The organism is Spirosoma panaciterrae DSM 21099 (assembly GCF_000374025.1).
GTDB classification, from domain to species: domain Bacteria; phylum Bacteroidota; class Bacteroidia; order Cytophagales; family Spirosomataceae; genus Spirosoma; species Spirosoma panaciterrae.
On record NZ_KB893202.1, the window covers coordinates 1 to 21,043 of the forward strand.

The following is a 21,043-nucleotide window of genomic DNA, read 5'->3' on the forward strand; positions in this document are numbered from 1 at the left end:
AATGGCGTATTTGCCAAAGAGCTTGACCGCTGGAGCATTGATTTTGAGAAAGCCGCTCGGCCTGAATCAGCGCGTGGTTTTGTGCCCGTTGCCAAGCGGTGGGTCGTTGAACGGAGTATCGCCTGGACCAACTTCTTTCGGCGGATCGTAAAGGATTACGAGTATACCGTATCTTCTTCGGTGTCTTGGCTGTATTTAGCTAACAGTCAAATCATGCTACAACGGCTTGAGGCTGCAAACCAAACATAATTTCCCAACACGCTCTTAGATTTTAATCAAATAAGTCGAAAAAACATATTGCAAGTGAAACAATTATGACAGATATTGCTAATTAAAAAGTATGAACTTTGAAACTGCATTAACGTAATACGAAATAGCTTAATTAAATAAGGCAAAATCGAAATTAGTAAATTATTGAACTGGTTTTGGTCATCGTTTAGCATAGCACACAACGGTTTGCGTATTGGCGATGGTGGGGCATTTGGAAAACGTCAGCCCAACATTTGTACAAATGCCTATTAGAATTACAAATGTTGAGTTTACAACTGTCAGCCCCACTTGTACAAAACCTTTATTGGGTGCTGTGCTTATTTTTTCTCCAATGAATGAAGTAGTCTTAGAGAATTAAATTATCGTTATGCTAAACACTTAAAAAATTAACAAGCAATATGCTAAAAATTGTTTGCTTCAATATTTTTAGCAAAATCCAAAACCTTTGTAACTTCTTTCTCATCTTTTATGCGTGATAAAGTAAACTGAATTGAATCTTCAACTGTTCGTATTTGATTATCTTCATCAGATATTCCAATAAGTCTTAGACACTCATTCCAGCGATGTAAAGAATATAAAGTTTTATCTTCGCTCCATTCTTCCCCTCGGGCATAAAATTCAGCACAAATTTTTAAAACAGACAGATTAGCAGGAATCCAATTCTCAATATTTGGAATCATTTGCTTAGCTCTTTCAAGTAAGTATTCTTTCCCATAGACTTCGTTTGTAGATGGAATTGAAATAGAGGGTAAATCCTTAATACTATCAAACGTGGTTTTTTTGAATTTTATTAATAAATCTTTCATAAAACCCTCTATCGGGTACAACGTATTGTTTGACAGAGGTTGCTCATATTCTAAATCATCGAAGACAACGCCATCATGTTGTTTAAAAAAAATCTTCCAAGGATGGTACAAATCAAATGATTTTGGGTCGGGCGTTGATAAAAAAAGTGCACGTTGATTTTTAATGCGTTGCACGCCGTCAACTTCAATAATTTCAATGTTACCTCTGTGACTTAATTCATTAGCAATATATTTTTTCCATTCAGGAACAATTATTCGATTTACTACTCCAATATCTCCTTTTTTACCACCATCAGATGCAAAGAAAAGAGCTACAAATGGGTCCCAAGTAATATCAACAAGATGAGTTTTTGTATCCCCTTCATCATCAGCACTAAAATGCTGAGCAATAGCTACGCATTGAGTTTTTGAAAACTTTGGATATTCTTCTCTCAAAAAATGCACAAAGTTTTGTAGTCGAGTTTTATAATATTCTCTTTTATCAGATGTAAAACGATAGATTGAGGGTATTGTACTCCATTTGTAATTTCTTTGACCACGATAAACAGATACAGAGGGTTCACACTTCCATACATCAAACATTCTCATTGATAAGGCTGCCGCATATACATCTGGTAACGGATTGTTCTCGTGTCGCCCACCCGTTAATTCCAGTGTAACTTCGTGAATTTTATTAATGTCATTCCAATGTGGTTCTAATGCTTCAAATAAACCACAATACTTAGCTTGCCATTGAATTTGTTGCAAATCTTTCTGAGATAATATATAATCCGCTAAATCAATTGCTGATTCTTTTTTATTTGTTGAGTCGCATAAATGGTTTACTAAACGCCTGTAAATTTGATAGGATTCTCTATATCTGCTATGTGGTGTCGTCATAGGTTTGAGTTTTTAACTGTAATCTTGTATTTACTTTACTGACATTTTTGATGTGTAAAATGTTGGATTTGTGGTTTATTAGTATAGCACATAACGTTCTCGGGCTTTGCGTTCGGGCGGGTTTCAGAGCACAAAGTTTCAATTTATTACTAATGTTCAATAGAAGCACAAAGCTTCAAGTTTGCACGTCAGCCCGCCTGACGCAAAACCCGTGTTAGCCGGCGTACTAAAACGGATGTCCACCCTTTTTTACAAACATGAACGTCATAGTATTGCGCGGAAAAATGATGATTATAATTGCAACCACCAAGAGAGTTCTGAGAAGAATTAAATTAAGATCAGGCAGCGAAATGACGGCTCTTAAATTGTCAAATTCATAATAAAAATAATTCACGAAGCTGCCTATCAGCGAAAGCAAGAATACGATAGGAGAAATTATAACAAAAGCGGTCCGTGTCTTATACCATACGTAGAGTTCCGTCTTCAAATTTGCCATTTGTTTTATAAATGCAATTTCGTCCTTAGTCTGATATGGAAAGCTAATAAACAGGTTGGCAATTATTTGTCTCATAAACTCAGCATCTGGTTTAACCTTGACCCTATAAGTCTTGTACACCGCTTTGTAGCCGTCCAAAAACTCTTCAATATTACCGGGTCTGAGTGGAAAATTTCTGATGTAGGCCTTAATGTCTCCCAATTCAATGTCTTTGACAATTACTAGAATTGCATCAATGAAAAAAATGATTGATAAAAAGAATAATACCAACCATATATTAAGGATTCGAGAAAACGGTCTTGGCTTATTTACTGTGTCATAATATTTAATTTTTTTTATGTTCTTGATACGACAATCAGTAGATACAAGCTGAGCTCTTTTTGAAGTTAAAATATGAAACTGAAAATTTTCGTTTTTATTAAGTAAATCAAACTCAATAAAGACATCTTTATTCGAAAGTTTGTATGCTGTCTTGATTTCGGACTTTTTTGGATCTATCTCAAGCACTGTATCTGTAAACGTCAATTTAATAGGTCGAACAATATCGTCAGCGGAAACAGATTCTGAGCCGTTTTCGATGGAAATAGGAGTTTTAAAATTCTTGCCGCTCGCTTCAGTCTTTTCAATAACTACGGTTATTTCAGGGCTTTCTGACACATACTCATAAGTCTGCCAGTAACCGATCCAAGCAATCACGATTAGAAAGGCTTTCTTTACTAGTCCAAGTCCCAGTTGTGTCAGCCTTTGTTCCGGACTCGTTTTCTTTTCAGATTTCGTCATTAGTATGCTGGCTAACTCGTAAATAGATGAATGTTTTGTGTTTGTGATTCAATTTAAGTATTTGCCTAAACCTTCCAAATTGCCAACAATACTTTTGCTAAATACTTTAAAATGAATACATTGTAATTATTTGGGCTTTTATTTTACTCTCAAATAATACAAAATGCGTGTAGGGTTTTATCGTCTGTCTAACGGAACTTTTGATGTTCTTCAATTACCTGCGTGTAGCATAAAGTGAAGCCTAAGCCCGACCTTACTGACTAATTGCCAGAAGAAGGCCGGGAATCATCAGAAGCCCATCTAAATACACGTAATATACATAGTCGGACAGGGGAGACTGAAGACGACGGGCATTTAAAATCAGGAGTACCATAGGCAAGCCCAGGCATAGGAGAGTTTTCGGCGAAATCCCCTGAATAAACAAAGCCGCAAGCGTAACCAGATAAGCCACCACTAACCCCCGAAAAAACAGGTGTGCCTGCTGGTTTGTGAGCATCGATACAATGGTTAACCATTTCGATTTACCGTCGTCGTTCCGGTCGCGGTAGTCGAACCAGAAGGCAATGCTGTAGATGAACACAAACCAGTTTAAGGCCCAGGTAACGACGAGCATACTGCTAAAATGCCAGGTTGTGTCGTTGATCAGCAGCGGGAGGCCAATCGTAACGTAGGTCCACACCATCGACAGGTAGGCCGTTTTGAGAATGGCAATCCGACGCAGTGCCAAAAACGGCCAGAAATTGAGCTTGGGAGCCGTATATAAAAACGCCAGCACAACAACCGGAAAAAGGTCGTACAGATAGGTTTTGAGTGTATACAGTTCGCGTAAACCAATGATGGCCGACAACAGAAACAGCACGAGTAGCAGCGGTTTGTTTCGCTGATTCCAGCGAAGCCGCAAAGCACCTGCTGTCGATAAATCGGTTGGTGCATCGGTCAGATACCAGTGTAGGGAGTAACTGCTTAAGGTGCCCGTAAATACAAAGAGCAAAAGCGAACGGGGTAGCCTGAGGTCAAACAGCAATGCGGTCGTCTGGCACATAACAACAGCGCAGAACGCAATGTAGGCATTGCTAAACAGAATGAACTGGAGCGTAGATTCTAAAAAGCCAAACAGGGCTCGACGCATTCGATCATGATCAACTAAGTGCATCAACGATACAGACAAGTCAAATTCTCAACTAGACGGTGAAGGTGTACCCCCATAGCTAACGCATGTACGACAAGTATAGAGGGAGCAACGCTATGCGAATCACCTCCCAAAATAAGGTAACAATTGACCGAACTCATTGGTTATGGTGCGGTTTCACTACCATTCGTTTCCTGACTATGAATGGCACCGAAACGACTCTGACCGAACTACTGAACAAGTTTGCCATCACTGAACTGGTCAATCGTCTGTTTATGCATACCGACGACCGAAAATGCGCACCTTTGTTCCTGTCAAACCAAACTAAGTAGTCGCTGATTAGCTCAATAAGATCGCTACGGATAGAATACTCGTCGGTAGAAATCAATACACTGGTCGCTACCATTCTTCTTTGTACTTTTATCCGCAACTTGCCTTTTTATTGCCGATTCGCTGATGTTCATGAAAACAATCGCCCTCTTTTTGGCCCCACTGCTTCTGGGGTTACTGTTCCCAACTAAACCTGCTGAAGTGACTGGCAACGTCTTAACAGCAACTCCGCCCAAAGCCGCCAAACTCATGACGGGTGCCGATCAGGTTTCGGCCTATCTGCCTTATCTGAAAGGGAAGCGCATTGGCATGGTCGTAAATCAGACGTCGATCATTGGCAACAAGCCGAGCGTCGATAGTCTGCTGAGCCTGGGCGTTACCATAGTCCGAATTTTTGGGCCCGAACACGGTTTTCGCGGAAACGCCAGCAACGGTGCGAAAGTAGACGACGCGGTCGATTCAAAAACAGGTATTCCCATTATTTCGCTGTACGGCAAAAACAAGAAGCCTTCACAGGAACAACTGGCTGATATAGATCTGCTGGTTTTCGATATTCAGGATGTGGGTTGTCGGTTTTATACCTACATCAACACGCTGAACCACGTGATGGAAGCCTGCGCCGAGCACAAGAAGGAACTGATGATTCTGGATCGACCCAATCCGAACGGCTTCATCATCGACGGGCCTATTCTGGAAAAACACCTGTATTCGGGCATTGGTATGCACCCCATCCCCATCACGCACGGTTGTACCATCGGCGAGTTTGCGCAAATGATCAACGGCGAAGGCTGGGGTGGATTGCCCGGCAAAAACCTGTGTAAGCTCAAGATTATCAAGGTGGCCAACTATACACACGATACCCCTTATACGCTGCCAGTATTACCCTCCCCCAACCTGAATACCCAGCAGTCGATTATGCTTTATCCAAGCACCTGCTGGTTCGAAGGCACGATCATCAGCCAGGGACGTGGTACGTATATGCCATTTACGGTATTAGGGGCTCCGGCACTTAAAGGCATTTATTCGTTCTCGTTTAAGCCCGTCAGCCTAAAAGGCATGAGCGAAACCCCTCTGCATCAGGATACCGAATGCTATGGCCTCGACCTGCGAAACTACGATACCAATAGTTTCCGCAAAACCCGGCAGCTCAACCTGCAATGGCTGATGGAGTTATACAAGGCGTATCCCAACAAAGATCAATTTTTCGACACCAAATACAGCAACCAGATTGGCAACTTCAACTTCCGAAGCGGCAACGAAGAGCTTAAGAAACAAATTATAGCGGGTGTTTCGGAAAAGGAAATCCGGAAAAGCTGGGAACCCGGATTGTCAGCTTATAAGCAGATGCGGAAGAAGTATCTGCTCTATCCGTAATTTTTCTGACAGGATTAACAGGAAAAAACAGGATAGACAGGATTCATTTATTTTGATCTAATCCTGTTTTATCCTGTTAATGCCTGTCAGAAAAAACCGGTTGGAAACCAATTTCAGCAAATCCGGTGTTGAGCACTTATTGGATAATTTTTTGGCAATAAAATCGGTGGGCTTTGAACCCTCGCAGATACACAAATGAGTAAACACGGACGCATTCTGGTCGCCATGAGTGGCGGCATTGATTCTTCACTGGCATCGGTTCTGCTGCACGAAGAAGGCTACGAGGTCATCGGTATGACCATGAAAACCTGGGATTATGCCTCCTCAGGCGGTACAAAAAAAGAAACGGGCTGTTGTAGCCTCGATAGCATCAACGACGCCCGTAACATAGCCGTTAGCCTGGGTTTCCCGCACTATATTCTCGACATCCGTGATGAATTCGGTGATTATGTGATCGACCATTTCACAGGCGAATACCTGGAAGGCCGGACCCCCAATCCCTGTGTTCTTTGCAACACGCACATCAAATGGGACGCTCTGCTTCGCCGGGCCGACCGACTCGATTGCGAATTTATTGCTACGGGACACTACGCCAATATCCGGCACGAAAATGACCGATACGTGATCTCGAAAGGAGTCGATACGCTGAAAGATCAGTCGTATGTGCTTTGGGGGGTCTCGCAGGAAAGCCTGAGTCGGACCAAACTACCCCTGGGCCATCTGCGCAAATCCGAAATTCGGGAAATGGCCAAAGAACGGGGCTTTATCGAACTGGTCACCAAGTCGGAGTCGTACGAAATCTGCTTCGTCCCCGACAACGATTACCGGGGTTTTCTGAAACGACGTCTGCCGGGTCTGGAAGCCGAAGTAGCCGGAGGCAACTTTGTGATGGAAGGAACGGGCAAAGTACTGGGCAAACATCAGGGCTACCCTTTTTACACGATTGGTCAGCGGAAAGGGCTGGGTATGGCCTTTGGGCAACCGATGTTCGTGACTGAAATCCGGAAAGACACCAACGAGGTTGTGCTGGGTGTTGACAAAGATTTACTACGCGATGGGATGATTGTCAGCAAATTGAACCTACAAAAGTACGACCATCTTGCCGGGCCTCTCGAAACGGTTACCAAAGTACGGTACAAAGACCCCGGTACACCCGCTACCATTTCGCAGTCGGGCGATAAAATCGAGGTTCTTTTCAAGGAAGGAGTTTCGGCTATTGCACCGGGCCAGGCAGCCGTTTTTTATGAAGGCGACGATGTCGTAGGCGGTGGCTGGATCATGAAAAGCTTTCGTCAGTCGGATACTTTATAAATCCAGATACACACACCGGGCTGCCCGAGCGTGGACAAGGAGAACTCAGGTAAACTAAAAACTCCCTACCTCCGCTCGGGCAACCCGGTGTGTTTCGTTTAATCCTGTTTTAACCTTAAAACAGGATGTTTATATTCGTGCTGCCAAAACCACCTTATTATGCCTAAACTTGTTCTGACGTTTTTCTTTTTTCTCAGCATTTCGTTTTCGCTGATAGCCCAATCTCCATCAGCGTCTGTTCCACCCAAAGGGCACCCTAATCCAAGTGGTGCAGGCTGGAAGCACCTTTTTGGTCCCGATCTTTCGGAAGCGGTATTTCCCAAAGGCGTTTGGTATCGGGACGATGAAGGAGCATTGACCGCTACCGCCGACAAAACCATCTGGACCGCTATTCCGTACGACGATTTTATTCTGGACCTGTTCTTCAAAACAGCCGACGGCACCAATAGCGGTGTAGTCGTTCATGCCAGCGATACCACCAACTGGATTCCGAATTCAGTAGAAATCCAGATTGCCGACGATTACGCCAAACAATGGGCCGACTCCCCAAAAACCTGGCAGTGCGGAGCTTTCTTTGGTCATCAGGCCGCCACGAAGCAAAAGGTTGTGAAGCAACCCGGCGAATGGAACCGTTACACCATAACCTGCCAGGGCAAAATGATCTATGTGGTCATGAACAACGAACTGATCAACACCATTGACCTCACCAAGTTCACCTCGACCAAAACCAACCCTGATGGTTCGCCCGTACCGGAATGGCTCAGCAAGCCCCCCGCCGATCTCCCCTTACATGGCTACATCGGCTTACAGGGTAAGCATGCCGGTGCCCCCATCTATTTCCGAAATATAAAGATCAAAGCGTTGTAAGGAGGAGGTTTGGAGCGAACCTACGGAGAGTCTGTTTTTGTTGTACACCTATGCTACCTATCGAACCTCAGACCCGCTTCAGCCATACCTTACCCGAACTACGCTTTTCGTTGAGTCTGCTGTATGTGGGGCGATTTCTGCTAGGCATGCACCAGGCTGCGTCGACAGATGAGGAGCCGATTCAGGCTTTCGATGAGCATATCGAAACCATTACAGATGAGCTGGTGGCTACGGAATTGTTGCACGAAGCAGCCGTTCTGGCCGGAGATATTTTACCAAATCCTGCCCCGGAGAATCCAGATTAAGCAACAATCTCCGTTCTTTGCGTTTCGCTGCTTTTCATCCTGATTATGCCCAATGCTCTGTTTGCCGCCCTGTTTGATATGGACGGCGTTTTGATCGACAATGCCGATTTTCACCTGAATGCCTGGTTGCAATTTGCCCAACATCATGGTCTTTCGCTCACCCGCGATCAGTACATGGACCATATTAATGGGCACGTCTCCGCCGATTCCCTCGCTTATGTCTTACAGCGCCCGGTTACGCCCGCTGAAGTCCTTGTACTCACCGAAGAAAAGGAAGCGATTTATCGGGAATTATATCGCCCACATCTTCAGCCTACACCGGGTCTGATTCTTTTTCTGGATGCACTTAAAGCCGCCGGGGTTCGCATGGCCGTTGGAACCTCGGCTCCTGAAAGCAATGTAGGCTTTACCCTCGACGGGTTAGCTCTGCGTCCCTATTTCGATACCATTGTCGATGCCAGCATGATTCAGAAGGGCAAGCCAGACCCCGAAATTTACCTTACAGCCGCCCAGCGGGTAGGTGTCGACCCCGCTCGTTGTGTGGTGTTTGAGGATGCATTTGCGGGTATCGAAGCCGGGCTTCGGGCGGGTATGCACGTCATTGCGCTGGCTACCACGCACACCCGCGCCGAATTAGCCGACCGGGGAGCCAGTTTGATTATCGACGATTTCACCCAACTGACGGTAGAGCAGGTCCAGAACCTGATTGGTTGATTCTCCACCTTCTGTACCAGCTAAGAAGGCCCATCCGGCAGGTAAACCTGGCTGGTGCGTAGGCATTCTGTGAGGACACAGAACGCGGGGTAGGTATGCCCAGTCAGGAACGACAACCGACCTATTTACTGCGGTTTCACCAGCCGTTCTTTCGTCGTATCGGTCAATTGGTGGAGAGCGGTGAGCTTGTCGGGGGCGAGTTTACTACGGTTTAGCCAGCCATCAAACAAATCGAAGCTCCAGCCATACACTTTAGCCGGGTGTTTGGCCAGATAGCCCGTCAACCGATCGAGCGCCTGCGTACCGGATTGCTCGTTTTTCAGCACGCTCAGACAGGCCGCCAGGTACTCCTTCAGAATATCGAATCCATCACGGATCTGTTCTGGTGGCAGGTTGTTTAATGTTCGCTGTGCCCGGTCATACTGCCCCGTCAGCAAGCTCAATTCAACGATGGTCAGGCGGGTACCGGGGTCAGGATATGTTAACTTCTCGTAAGCCCGAATGGCCCGGCCAAAGCTGGAATCCGCTTCGACCAGCCTATTTTTCTGGGCCAGATACCGGCCACTTTCGGTGTAGACGTATCCACTCAAGGGGGTCTGATCATTCGTCGGCAGAAAACGCTCGGCCTGTCCTATGGCTTTAAACGCTTCCTCCTGCTGGCCCGTTACCCCCAAAATAGCCGCTTTCTGCTGCCAGTAGGTTGCCAGATTCCGATTGGCAGATTCTGGATCTACAAATTTATCCTTACGGAGCATCGGAGCAAAGGCAATGGCTTTGTCGTAATCGGCCAGTGCTTCGGTGTATTCTTTCCGAAAAAAGTGCATACTGGCCCGCTGCGCATACGGTAACGACAGAAGGGTATCGGGTGCATACTCGATTGCTCGCTGAAGATCAGTCATAGCCCCTGACCAGTCGCGTGTCCGGGCTTTCTGATTAGCCATTTGCTGATACGCTGCGGATACCCTACGATTGGGCTTGCGTAAGCTTTCCAGTGGCAACAGTCCAGCCTCAACAAACGCTACCCGTAACGCTTCTTTGTCATGAAAACCCTGGTTGAGCGATTCAGGAAGCCGATTCTCCCACAGCGAGACGGTATTCAGTTTGGGTGCGTCAAGTAGTTCGACGGGCAATTCAGTCAATCGATTCTGATGCAGATTCAGCATTACCCAACTAACGTCTTTCCAGGCGATGGGCGGCAGATGGCTAATATTGCATTCGGTAATGTTCAGGGTAAATAGTTTTTTCAACCGGGCCAATTTTGTAAATACATCATCGGCATCCAACTGGGGCTGGCGCTCAATAGCCACATCCCACAAACTGGTACAATTAACTATGCTGTCGGGTAGTTGCTGCAATCCGCCAGTAGCGCCTTCCACCACCTTATCTTTGCCCGTAATTCGCAGGCTCCGTAATTTCGATAAGCGGCCAATGGCGTTCGGTAAACCTTCCAGTCTGTTTCGTTCCAGTGAAAGATTTTCCAGTGCCTGCCAGAGGCCAAGGCTATTGGGCAAAGCTATTAACTCGTTATTACTCAGCACTACCTGCTGAAGTTTCGTCAAGGCCCCTATGTTATCGGGCAGGAGCCGTAATCGTGTCCCCATAATGGTAAGTGATTCCAGATTCCGCAGGTCACAAATAGACGCAGGCAATTCGGTTATCGGATTCGGATAAATGGACAGTCGGGTCAGCTTTGTAAGGCCGCCTATTGTCGTGGGCAACGTGGTCAATTCATTGGTTCCAATGCTCAAATCGGTCAGATTGCGGAGTTGGCCGAGTTTATCGGGCAGGCTTTTAAGTCGGTTATTACCGATCAGCAGATTTTGTAGTGAATCCAACTGACCGATGCTTGCCGGTAACTCCTGCAACTGGTTACTGCCCAGCGAAAGATTATGAAGCTTTCGCAGTTTGCCAAAATCGTCGGGCAGCCGCTCCAATCGGTTATGATCGGCGTTCAAGGTTCGTAAGGCCGACAAACGACCAAATGAGCCGGGCAGTTGAGTCAACTCATTTCGCGACAGTTCCAGAATAGTCAACTGGGTCAACTGGCCAATAGCGTCAGGCAAAGTCGTCAGTTTATTCCCGCTAATGCTCAGTCGACGCAGAGAGCGCAGTTGGCCCAGACCCGGTAGTTGAATCAGTTTATTCCCCGATAGATTCAGTTCTTCCAGTTCGGTTAACTGGCTCATGTCGGCGGGGAGCGAATCCAGGCCACAATAACTAATATCCAGTTTTTTCAACCGACGCAACGCCTTCATAGACGTAGGCAGCCGATCCAGTTTCAGATTCTCGATATGCAGCTCAGTTAGCTGGTTCAGTTGCCCCAGACAGTCTGGAATTTTCATCGTCGTTCCCCGTCCGGTGAGCCGCAACGACCGAAGGTGCGCCAGGGAACAAATACCCGACAGGTCCAGCGCCTGCCTACTCTGAATTGTCAGCCGTTCCAGATCTGGCAGGCTGGCAAAATCGCGGGTATTGATCGTCAGATCCGAATTGATATACAATTCTTTCAGGTTCGTCAGTTTGTTTAAACGCAATCCCCCTACCGAACGGATGTTGTCCAGCGTCAGTACGTTTAGGCTGGTAAGGCCATTGATCGTTTGCTGCAGGGTAGAGGAATCGACTTTCACAACCGTTAGCGACAATTCCCGTAATCGGGTTAAGGTATGCAACAATTCCGGTTTGATTAGCCAGTTCTGGCCACTGACCTTCAATCGATCAAGCAGGCTTAACTTACTCAAATCGAGCCGTATTGGCTCTGCAGACGGAACGCTATTCTGATCAAGATGAAGAATTTTCAGGCCAGGCACTTTTTCTATTGCTGGCTCCCATAACCGATAATCGCCATTGAGCCGAATATCGGTCAGTTTCGGGAAATGCTGAATTACGTTGGGTACTGTTTTAAACGCACGGGTAGCTTCAGGTTTATTTTCGATGAGGGCATAGCCCAAAATTACCAGACGCTCCAACGATGGCCAGCCTTGAATAGCCTGAAACAGGGAGTCGGTCTGCCCGGCTGTCAACCCATTCAGGCTTAACAAACGCACCGATGTCAACTGGCTCAAAGCGGCTAGATTCTCCTGTCGGCAAATTGTCTGGTCAATACTCAAAGCTTCTATCTTTTTTCCTTCTTTCGCCCATTGAAGCAATTGATCGACGTTTTCATAGCTATATGCATCGGGCTTCGGGTAATAACTGGACGGCATATCCGCGTTTACGGCCTTATAAACAGGGTGCCAGAATGTCAATCGATCAAGCTCAGATAAAGGCTTTGACGTAGGCTGAGCGATACTTTTAGTAGCCCATATCAGGAGTAGACCAATCACGCTGAGCCATAAAGGGTGCCTGTTGAACTGCATATTTTATGTATTTTTGCGGGTGTGTTGTACTGGTTGCATGAAGATACAGCCATTGATTGAATCAACCACATTATGCTTGTGTGATGAATCTAATGGAGTGAAAATGGCCAGATGTTGTCCGGCAGTATTCATTCCAGACCGTTCATTATTCATTATCCATCCTATATTCTTCATACATGTCGTTTCTCCCTGCCCGCGAGGGCTTTTTCTTTCCCGCCGAATGGCATCCACATGTAGCAACCTGGCTTAGCTGGCCGCATACCGAAGCCTCCTGGACCAAAGAACGCCAGGAACTGATGTTTCCGGCCTACATCGACTTCATCAAAGCCATTGCTGAAAGCGAACAGGTTTGTATCAATGCGCATAACGAAATCGTCATTCAGGCTGCCAAACTTCGCCTGCTGGCTGCTGGAGCCGATATGAGCCGAATTACGCTCCTGCCCCACCCTACCAACGACTCCTGGTGCCGCGATCATGGCCCGGCGTTTCTGATCAACCCGACAAAAAAAGAACGGATGATTGTCAACTGGGGGTATAACGCCTGGGGGGGAAAATACCCACCGTATGACCGAGACGACCTGATTCCGATCGAAATTGCCCATTATCGGGGATTGAACTACGTAACACCGGGCATCATTATGGAAGGCGGGTCGGTTGAGTTTAATGGTGCGGGTACGGTACTGACCAGCCGGGCCTGTCTGCTCAACCAGAACCGAAATAGTCACCTGACTCAGGCCCAGATCGAACAATACCTATGCGATTACTACGGAGTTCAACAGGTACTTTGGGTTGAGGAAGGCATCGTAGGCGATGACACCGACGGCCATATCGACGATACGGTCCGATTTGTCAACGAAGACACGGTGATTGCCGCTTATGAGTCGAACCCACAGGATGAGAATTATCCTTTTTTGCAGGAGATCCACCACGAACTCAAACAGATGCGGCTCCTGAACGGAAAGCAACTGAACATTGTGGAACTGCCCATGCCCGATCCGGTTGTCAGCGACGGGTTACGACTGCCTGCTTCGTACGCCAATTTCCTGATTACCAATGGCGCCGTTATCGTACCCACGTTCCGTTGCCCAAAAGACCAGCAGGCACTGGACATCATCGGCACCTGTTTCCCCGACCGGAAAATCATGGGCATCGATTCTACCGATATTGTCTGGGGCCTGGGCAGTTTCCACTGCCTGAGCCAGCAGGAGCCCACAGTCTGAACCAGGATTGCGCTGATTAAACGGACTTCGATGATTTTGTTTGTCTGAAATAAAATCATCGAATTTTAGTTCGATCGCTTAACAGGGTTCGATCATTAATGCCCATTTATCCATAAAGCCCTTCCATTCGATTACCGAATATGTAATGAACATCATCAACAAAATCATAAAAATCGGTTTAATCAGCGCAATCCTGGTTCAGACAATCGCTTGTGTGCGTCAACCCGCGCTTACGGCCGAGCTGGTTCCCCGTTCGATCAAGGCGCTCAATCTGGAAGAAACCATTACCCGACGTGATGAACTGATGATGGCCTATTCGCTGACGAGCTACGATGCCCAGAACAAAGCCGTTGCGGTTGTCAATGGCGGTTGGGGTGTGGTGTCCGTTCAGAAAGATCAACAGATTGACCTGCAAAAGGGCGGTTCCGAAGCAATCAATCCGGCCAAACCCATCAGCCTAACATTACCCCATAACGGCCGGATTGTGGCTTCGCTGGTCTTGATTGAAGTAGACGATTATACCCGCGCCCGGGAAACCATGACCAAAATTCAGAAAATCCACAACATAGTGGCCATTCCGGTTGGTTTACTCATTACAGCCGCCGAAGTGCTGACGCCCCTCAAGTATGTGTCGGCAGGCCTGATAGCGTCGGGTGTTGGGCTGCAATTGATGGATAAACTCGACGAAGATGATCTGCTGGGCCAAAGCAGTGTAGAACTTCGCGAAACCGATCTCCGTAAGTCGGGCCAACGACTTATTCATGTGCCAGCCCAGTTTACCGGCCAGCATATGAAAGATACCTTCGACTACCGACTGGAATATGATGTATTGCTCAAAACCGTCAAAATTCAACCCGTTCGCCAATAACCTTTCTATCGAATCGTTCCTTTAGCGGGAGCGAATGTTTTTGCCATCAGAACTGTTTAACTCCTACGTTCCCCATTCTTGATATCGACGCTATGCGCCATGTAACTGGTGGTTTATTGCTGGCTTTATTTGTATCGGCCTGCAAAACAACCACACCCGTTGTTCAGCAAACTCCTCCGAAGCCAGTCATTCTGACCCTGGGCAACAAGACCTTTACGACCGATGATTTTTTTCAGTCGTTTACCAAAAATCAACTCTCTGCCGACTCGGCTCAACGTACCGACATCAAAGAGTATTTTGATTTGTATACCAATCTGAAACTGAAAGTACTGGCGGCCGAAGCCGAAGGGCACGATACGACCGAAGCCTTTCGGGAAGAGATGGCTACCTACCGCAAGCAACTGGCTCAGTCCTACTTAACCGATAAATTACAGGTTGAATCGCTGGCGGCCGAAGCCTATCAGCGTATGCAGCAGGATGTCAATGCCCAGCATATTCTGATTTCGGTATCGGAAGATGCCCCGCCTGCCGATACCCTTGCCGCTTACCAGAAAATCGGATCGCTACGTCAGCAGGCACTGGCCGGAACGGATTTTGCCCAGCTCGCCCGCGATAATTCGCAGGATATGGCGACGGCAAAAACAGGGGGTAATCTGGGATTTGTACCCGTTTTCGACGTGGTGTATCCACTCGAAACGGCTATTTATACCACCCCCGTTGGGAGCATTTCCCAACCCGTTCGAACGCGGTTTGGCTATCACCTTATTAAAGTCAACAGTCGTCGACCGAGTCGGGGACGGGCGCGGGTAGCACATATCCTGGTTCGTATTAGCCCCGGTGCCGATGAAGCGGGTCAGAAAGCAGCCCAGGATCGCATCGATGCGGCTTATGCCCGTTTGCAAAAAGGCGATTCGTTCGAACTAGTTTGTCGTGAAGTCTCCGACGATGCTACGTCAAAAACCAACGGTGGTGTTTTACCCATATTCGAACCCGGCCGCTGGGTGCCTGCTTTTGAAGATGCGACATTCTCGCTCATTAAGCCGGGCGATTATTCGAAACCTGTTCGCACCAATTACGGCTGGCACATCATCAAGCTCATTGAGCGACGGGGTATTGACCCCTATACAACCCTGGCTCCTTCGTTACGACAACGCGTCACGACCGACAGCCGGGCCGAACTCCTCCGGCAGGCAACGGTTCAGCGGTTGCATAAAGAATACCCTGTAGACGAGGTTAAAACCCTGCTCGATGTGGCGCTTACCAAAGCCGATAGTAGTTTATTGCGAGGCCAATGGCGCTATACCGAACCGCTTGACCCCGCCCTTCAGGGCAAAACGCTTGTCACCGTAGCCCGACAGCCCTATACGGTAAACCAGTTTTTCGCCTACGTTCGGCAACGCCAGCAGCCCCAGCGCAACCCCGCCCTGGCCTCCAATCCAGCTACGCAGACCGACCGGCCCGTTTCCGGCTCTCCTGTTGTTGCCATGCATCGGCTCTACGACCGTTTTGTCGGTGATCAGTTAATGGCCACCGAGGAAGCCAATCTGGATAAAAAGTCCCCCGAGTTTCGGGCCCTGATGAGCGAAATCCGCGATGGGGTTCTGCTCTCGCAAATGATGGAACAGAATGTATGGGATCGCTCCATGAGTGACTCAACAGGGCAACGGCTTTATTTCGAACAGAACAAGGCGAAATATCGCTTTCCCGAACGAGCGGTCGCCACGATTGTGATAGCCCCGACTGATAGCCTGTTAAAACAGGCAACCACCCTTTTTAGCAGCCGCCCCCCCTACCAGCTTCGACGGTCGGCTGCGCCATTGGCGTTCACCAAAAATCAAACAACGCTGACTCCTCAGTTGCGAGAGAACTTATTTGATGTGCTGGTAGTCATGAGCCGCAATCCCGACTATGTGGTTGAAGTGAGTGGTTCACACGACCCTTCGGAAGCCGATACCGTTTCGGCCAGCCGCATTCGCAATGTGGTCAGTTACCTTCAGAAGAACGGAATTGCCCTGAGTCGGATTATGGAAAAAGATTATCAGGGGGCTCGGCCCGGCGTAGCGCGAGACGACCAGCGGAATGTAACCTTCCAGTATTTCAGCCATTCGAAAGAGGATGCCGTGCGCGTACTCAATAGCCGATTTGCTGCTTCTGGAAACCAACCGGCCCTCACGATTACCGAAGGGGTATTTGCAGAAGGAACCAATCCTTATCTGGACGCCATCAATCAATGGAAAGTAGGGACCACTACCTTACACCGCGATAACAAAGCCATCGCCGTGATTATCAGTCGAATTGAACCTGCCCGTGCCAAAACATTTGCCGAAGCTCGTGGAACGGTTATCAACGAATACCAGGCTCAACTCGAAAAACAGTGGCTAGCCCAACTTAAACAAACTTACCCCGTTAAAGTAAACGAACAGGAAATCCAGCGACTAGTAAAATAAGCAGTGGAGTAAGGGAAGAGGGAAAGGTGCATTCCCTATGTCCTTACCTCCTTAATTTTTCTTAAAACACAGAGCTGTAGCGGTTCTGTGCGTATATTTGAGAGTATGAAAAAAGTAATCAGCAGTGCGCTTCTTATTTTGATTGGCTTTTTCCTGACAGTTCCCTCCTTTGGGCAGGGACAAGGGCTTAGCCTCAATAAAATAATCGCCAAAGTCGATAATTACTATGTGCTGCGGTCCGACCTCGAAGAGGCTTACCAATCGTATGTCGGGCAAAATCAGACCCCTCCGCAGAAATGCCAGTTGCTCGAAAGTCTGGTAATCAATAAGATGATGCTGGCCAAGGCAGAGATCGACTCCGTCGTGGTAGATGACAAAATCGTTGACAACGAACTCGATACCCGTATGCAGTACATGGTGCAGCAGTTCGGGTCTGAGAAAAATATCGTTGAAGCGTACGGTAAAAGCCTCGAAATGCTGAAAAGCGAGCTACGCCAGCAAGTGAAAGATCAGAAGGTCGTTCAGAAAATGCAGCAAAAAATTACGAACGACGTTAAGATCACTCCCCGCGAGGTTCGTAAGTTTTTCGACAGCATTCCCAGGGACAGCCTTCCTTACATGCCTGCCGAGGTAGAGGTGGGCCAGATTGTCCGGTTTGCCAAACCGACCAAAGAGCAAAAAGAAGCACTGCGCCAACGGCTGCTTGATCTGAAAAAACGCGTTGAAAATGGGGAGGATTTTGGCAAACTAGCCAAAGAAAACTCCGAAGACGTAAGCTCCGCCGAACGCAATGGCGATTTAGGATTTGCCAAGCGGGGTATGATGGTGGCTCCATTTGAAGGCGCTGCGCTCAAGCTGAAACCCAATGAAATGTCGGATGTGGTTGAATCTGAATTTGGCCTCCACCTGATTCAATTAATCGAAACGCGCGGAGCCGAATACCATGCCCGGCATATCCTGCTCCGCCCCGATTACAACCGCCTTGACCTAACAGGGCCAACGCATTATCTCGATAGCCTGCGGAATCTGATCCAGATCGACTCGCTGAAATTTGATAAAGCCGCTAAAGATTTTTCGGAAGACAAATCCACTGCCGATGCGGGAGGACTGATCCGCGATCCACAATCAGGTGCCAGCCGCCTGGCTATGGACGGTACTATGGAATATGCCCTGTTTCAAATGCTCGACACCATGCAGGTAGGTGCCATTTCGAAACCGTTACCTTACCGGACCGAAGATGGCAAAAGTGCGGTACGGTTGTTGTACTATAAAAGCAAAATTGTTCCTCATACGGCTGACTACACAAAAGATTTTGAAAAGCTACAAACCATTGTGCTTCAAAATAAGAAAAATCGGGCCATCGATGACTGGTTCCGTAAATCGATTGCTGACGTGTACATCACGATCGACCCGGAGTTCCATGGTTGTCGAATATTCGGCACGACCCAAAATAGTGCAGCCAATACGGGAGGAAATTAATTTTGACTGATAGAATGATAGAATTGTTGAATAATGATTTCATGGCAACAATTCTATTACTCTATCATTCTATCATTCTAAACTAACTTTTATACCTGTGCCCTACTCATCGGATGTTGCGGCTGCCGAAGCCCTTACCAACTCGTATCAAAAGCTCAAAAGTGAAATCTCAAAAGTCGTTATCGGGCAGGACGAAACGGTTCGTCTCCTTTTAACGGCTATTTTTTGTCAGGGGCACTGTCTGCTGGTTGGTGTTCCGGGACTGGCTAAAACCCTACTGATTCAGACCATTGCCAGTGCACTGGATCTTGACTTCAACCGGATTCAGTTTACGCCCGACCTGATGCCCTCTGATATCCTTGGCTCGGAAACACTCGACCAGGAGCGTAACTTCAAATTCATTAAAGGGCCAGTGTTTGCCAACATCATTCTGGCCGATGAGATCAACCGGACTCCGCCTAAAACCCAGTCGGCGTTGCTCGAAGCCATGCAGGAATATGCGGTTACCATTGCCGGACAAAAATATAGTCTGGGCCGTCCTTTCTTCGTACTAGCCACCCAGAACCCCATTGAACAGGAAGGTACCTATCCGCTTCCCGAAGCTCAGTTGGACCGATTTATGTTCAATATCTACCTGGATTATCCATCGTATCAATCGGAACTGGACATCGTAAAAAATACCACTTCAGATCGGCAGAATGAAGTGAAACGGGTTATTACCGGAGAAGAAATCCGGGAGTTCCAGCAGCTCGTACGTCGGGTTCCGGTGGTCGACAATGTGGTCGAATATGCGGTTAAGCTGGTTCATAAGACCCGTCCCAATACGGAGATGGCCGCTTCCGATGCCAACCAGTATCTTGAATGGGGCGCAGGTCCACGGGCATCGCAGGCTCTGATACTGGCGTCTAAATGCAATGCCCTGCTCAATGGCAAATACTCGCCCGATATTGAAGATGTAAAGGCTGTTGCCCTACCCATTCTTCGTCACCGGGTGGTTCGAAACTTTAAAGCTGAAGCCGAAGGCATCTCCGTTGAGCAATTGATCAAACGATTGCTGTAGAAAGGAGCAAAAGCAAACGGGAGAAAGGAGACCATGCTGTCATTCCTTTCTCCCGTTCGCTTTTTACTCGTTCTCCTCTTTTTTATTCGTCTTCCCCAAATAGTCGCTATCTCCTTCACCCATCCCCGTCGATTGATCATCGACTCCGGTTGGTTTAACCCCTTCGGTTTTTTCATCAACCAGAACGGTTCTTTTTCCGGTTTTTATATCCTGGTCCAGGTCCTGCAAATTATCCTGACGGTCCATAAGTATATGTGGTTAAATAGTACACCCGGCTCTTCGTGAAGCCTGTTTTTAAAACCACACACCACCCAAATGGTTATCGTGAATTAGCTTTTGAGCCGCCAGATGGCACCCTCATCAAATGAAACCCCCACCTGCTGACCAGGTTGTAGATCATTGCGGCTGGTAAGCAGGCGTAGCGACAGGTAGCGCGATACCTGCACATCCAGTTCGTAGTGACTCCCTTTAAAGTAGACAACCCGCAGCGTTCCAGAAGCCCCTTGCTCATCGAGTCGAACCTGTTCAGGACGAAGACAAATAAGTTCGTCCGGATTCACGGGTTCTTTAAAACCAAATACAGGTAAATACTTCGCTTTAAATACATTGACCAGGCCCGTCATCCGTGCCGCATAGGCTGTAGCAGGCTGATGGTACACCGCGATGGGTGACCCCAGCTGAATCAGTTTTCCATCACGCAAAATACCGAGCGTATCGGCCAGTGAAAGTGCATCCGACGCATCATGGGTTACAAACAGACAGGATGTTTGTTCATGACGAACCAGATCGAAGAGCAGATCCCGGACAATAAGCCGATTGGGTAAATCGAGGTGACTAAACGGCTCATCCAGCAGCAGAACAGCCGGCTTATCGGCAACAGCACGGGCAATGGCTGTGCGCTGTTTTTCGCCACCTGACACCTGACGCGGAATCCGGTCCTGCACCTCAGTCAGGCGGCAAAGCTTTAGCAATTGATCAACGCGGAAATCACGATACGCTTTCTCGTAAAAGCGCAGCGCGTAGGCAATGTTTTCACGTACCGATACATTCGGCATGAGCTGGTACTCCTGATGTACCAGCCGAATGGCATCATGCCCAGGTACCAGTTTCTCCGAAGGGCCTACTACCCGTTCACCATTCAGCCAGACGTCGCCCGTATCGGCGTCAGCCAGTCCGGCCAGTACATTGAGCAAGGTACTTTTCCCCGACCCACTGGCTCCAACCATGGCCATAATCCGACCGGGTTCCAGCGTCAGCGAAACCTGACTAACAGCAGCAACCTCTGCATAGGTTTTCGTGAGTTTGTTGGCAGTGAGCAAAAGTGTATAGCCCAGATGGCCACATCTGGATAA

Annotated in this window: 17 protein-coding genes and 1 pseudogene; 12 read left to right on the forward strand and 6 right to left on the reverse strand. The window is 47.6% G+C overall.

Annotated features, from left to right (window positions below; translation table 11 throughout):
• Positions 1-249: pseudogene (locus B153_RS0124190) on the forward strand (IS5 family transposase); the annotation flags it as partial.
• A 422-nt stretch (positions 250-671) separates the two neighbouring features.
• Here B153_RS0124190 and B153_RS0124195 read toward each other — a convergent pair.
• The 3 genes from B153_RS0124195 to B153_RS0124205 all read right to left on the reverse strand — a co-directional run bounded on the left by B153_RS0124195 (position 672) and on the right by B153_RS0124205 (position 4,360).
• Positions 672-1,955: an FRG domain-containing protein gene (locus B153_RS0124195; RefSeq protein WP_020599332.1), complete on the reverse strand. Its 1,284-nt coding sequence runs from the start codon at positions 1,953-1,955 to the stop codon at positions 672-674.
• A gap of 226 nt (positions 1,956-2,181) precedes the next feature.
• Complete coding sequence (locus B153_RS0124200) at positions 2,182-3,231, reverse strand: hypothetical protein (RefSeq protein ID WP_020599333.1); 1,050 nt, start codon at positions 3,229-3,231, stop codon at positions 2,182-2,184.
• A gap of 253 nt (positions 3,232-3,484) precedes the next feature.
• Positions 3,485-4,360: a UbiA prenyltransferase family protein gene (locus B153_RS0124205; RefSeq protein WP_020599334.1), complete on the reverse strand. Its 876-nt coding sequence runs from the start codon at positions 4,358-4,360 to the stop codon at positions 3,485-3,487.
• A 200-nt stretch (positions 4,361-4,560) separates the two neighbouring features.
• On the opposite strand from B153_RS0124205, the gene B153_RS38735 reads away from it, so the two are divergent.
• From B153_RS38735 to B153_RS0124240, 6 genes are all read left to right on the forward strand, one after another.
• Entirely contained in the window at positions 4,561-4,692 is a 132-nt protein-coding gene (locus B153_RS38735; RefSeq protein ID WP_020599335.1) for a hypothetical protein, read from the forward strand.
• 124 nt (positions 4,693-4,816) lie between these two features.
• Positions 4,817-6,064 (forward strand): exo-beta-N-acetylmuramidase NamZ family protein, encoded by a 1,248-nt coding sequence (locus tag B153_RS0124215; protein WP_020599336.1) that lies wholly within the window; start codon positions 4,817-4,819, stop codon positions 6,062-6,064.
• Between the two features lie 195 nt (positions 6,065-6,259).
• A complete protein-coding gene (gene mnmA / locus B153_RS0124225) occupies positions 6,260-7,375 on the forward strand; it encodes a tRNA 2-thiouridine(34) synthase MnmA (RefSeq protein ID WP_020599338.1) in 1,116 nt (371 codons plus the stop codon).
• A gap of 159 nt (positions 7,376-7,534) precedes the next feature.
• A complete protein-coding gene (locus B153_RS0124230) occupies positions 7,535-8,242 on the forward strand; it encodes a 3-keto-disaccharide hydrolase (protein WP_020599339.1) in 708 nt (235 codons plus the stop codon).
• Positions 8,243-8,292: 50 nt separating this feature from the next.
• The gene (locus tag B153_RS0124235; RefSeq protein WP_020599340.1) at positions 8,293-8,547 is read left to right on the forward strand and encodes a hypothetical protein; all 255 of its coding nucleotides are present in this window, start codon (positions 8,293-8,295) and stop codon (positions 8,545-8,547) included.
• Between the two features lie 45 nt (positions 8,548-8,592).
• Positions 8,593-9,261, forward strand: a complete 669-nt coding sequence (locus B153_RS0124240) for an HAD family hydrolase (RefSeq protein ID WP_020599341.1) — start codon at positions 8,593-8,595, stop codon at positions 9,259-9,261.
• 125 nt (positions 9,262-9,386) lie between these two features.
• On the opposite strand, the gene B153_RS36885 is transcribed toward B153_RS0124240, so the two are convergent.
• On the reverse strand, positions 9,387-12,506 hold the full coding sequence (locus B153_RS36885; protein ID WP_211221710.1) for a leucine-rich repeat domain-containing protein: 3,120 nt from the start codon (positions 12,504-12,506) through the stop codon (positions 9,387-9,389).
• A 287-nt stretch (positions 12,507-12,793) separates the two neighbouring features.
• Between B153_RS36885 and B153_RS0124250 the strand changes: the two genes are divergently transcribed.
• The 5 genes from B153_RS0124250 to B153_RS0124270 all read left to right on the forward strand — a co-directional run bounded on the left by B153_RS0124250 (position 12,794) and on the right by B153_RS0124270 (position 19,691).
• The gene (locus tag B153_RS0124250) at positions 12,794-13,837 is read left to right on the forward strand and encodes an agmatine deiminase family protein (protein WP_020599343.1); all 1,044 of its coding nucleotides are present in this window, start codon (positions 12,794-12,796) and stop codon (positions 13,835-13,837) included.
• A 145-nt stretch (positions 13,838-13,982) separates the two neighbouring features.
• Positions 13,983-14,705: a hypothetical protein gene (locus B153_RS0124255; RefSeq protein WP_020599344.1), complete on the forward strand. Its 723-nt coding sequence runs from the start codon at positions 13,983-13,985 to the stop codon at positions 14,703-14,705.
• Positions 14,706-14,797: 92 nt separating this feature from the next.
• Positions 14,798-17,152, forward strand: a complete 2,355-nt coding sequence (locus B153_RS0124260) for a peptidylprolyl isomerase (protein ID WP_020599345.1) — start codon at positions 14,798-14,800, stop codon at positions 17,150-17,152.
• A 105-nt stretch (positions 17,153-17,257) separates the two neighbouring features.
• Positions 17,258-18,631 carry a peptidylprolyl isomerase gene (locus B153_RS0124265; RefSeq protein ID WP_020599346.1) on the forward strand — a complete coding sequence of 458 codons (1,374 nt, stop codon included), beginning with the start codon at positions 17,258-17,260 and terminating at the stop codon, positions 18,629-18,631.
• A gap of 97 nt (positions 18,632-18,728) precedes the next feature.
• Complete coding sequence (locus tag B153_RS0124270) at positions 18,729-19,691, forward strand: AAA family ATPase (protein WP_020599347.1); 963 nt, start codon at positions 18,729-18,731, stop codon at positions 19,689-19,691.
• Positions 19,692-19,754: 63 nt separating this feature from the next.
• Here B153_RS0124270 and B153_RS0124275 read toward each other — a convergent pair whose 3' ends face one another.
• Positions 19,755-19,937 carry a hypothetical protein gene (locus B153_RS0124275; RefSeq protein WP_020599348.1) on the reverse strand — a complete coding sequence of 61 codons (183 nt, stop codon included), beginning with the start codon at positions 19,935-19,937 and terminating at the stop codon, positions 19,755-19,757.
• An 83-nt stretch (positions 19,938-20,020) separates the two neighbouring features.
• Complete coding sequence (locus B153_RS0124280) at positions 20,021-21,010, reverse strand: ABC transporter ATP-binding protein (protein ID WP_020599349.1); 990 nt, start codon at positions 21,008-21,010, stop codon at positions 20,021-20,023.
• Positions 21,011-21,043 lie beyond the last annotated feature (33 nt).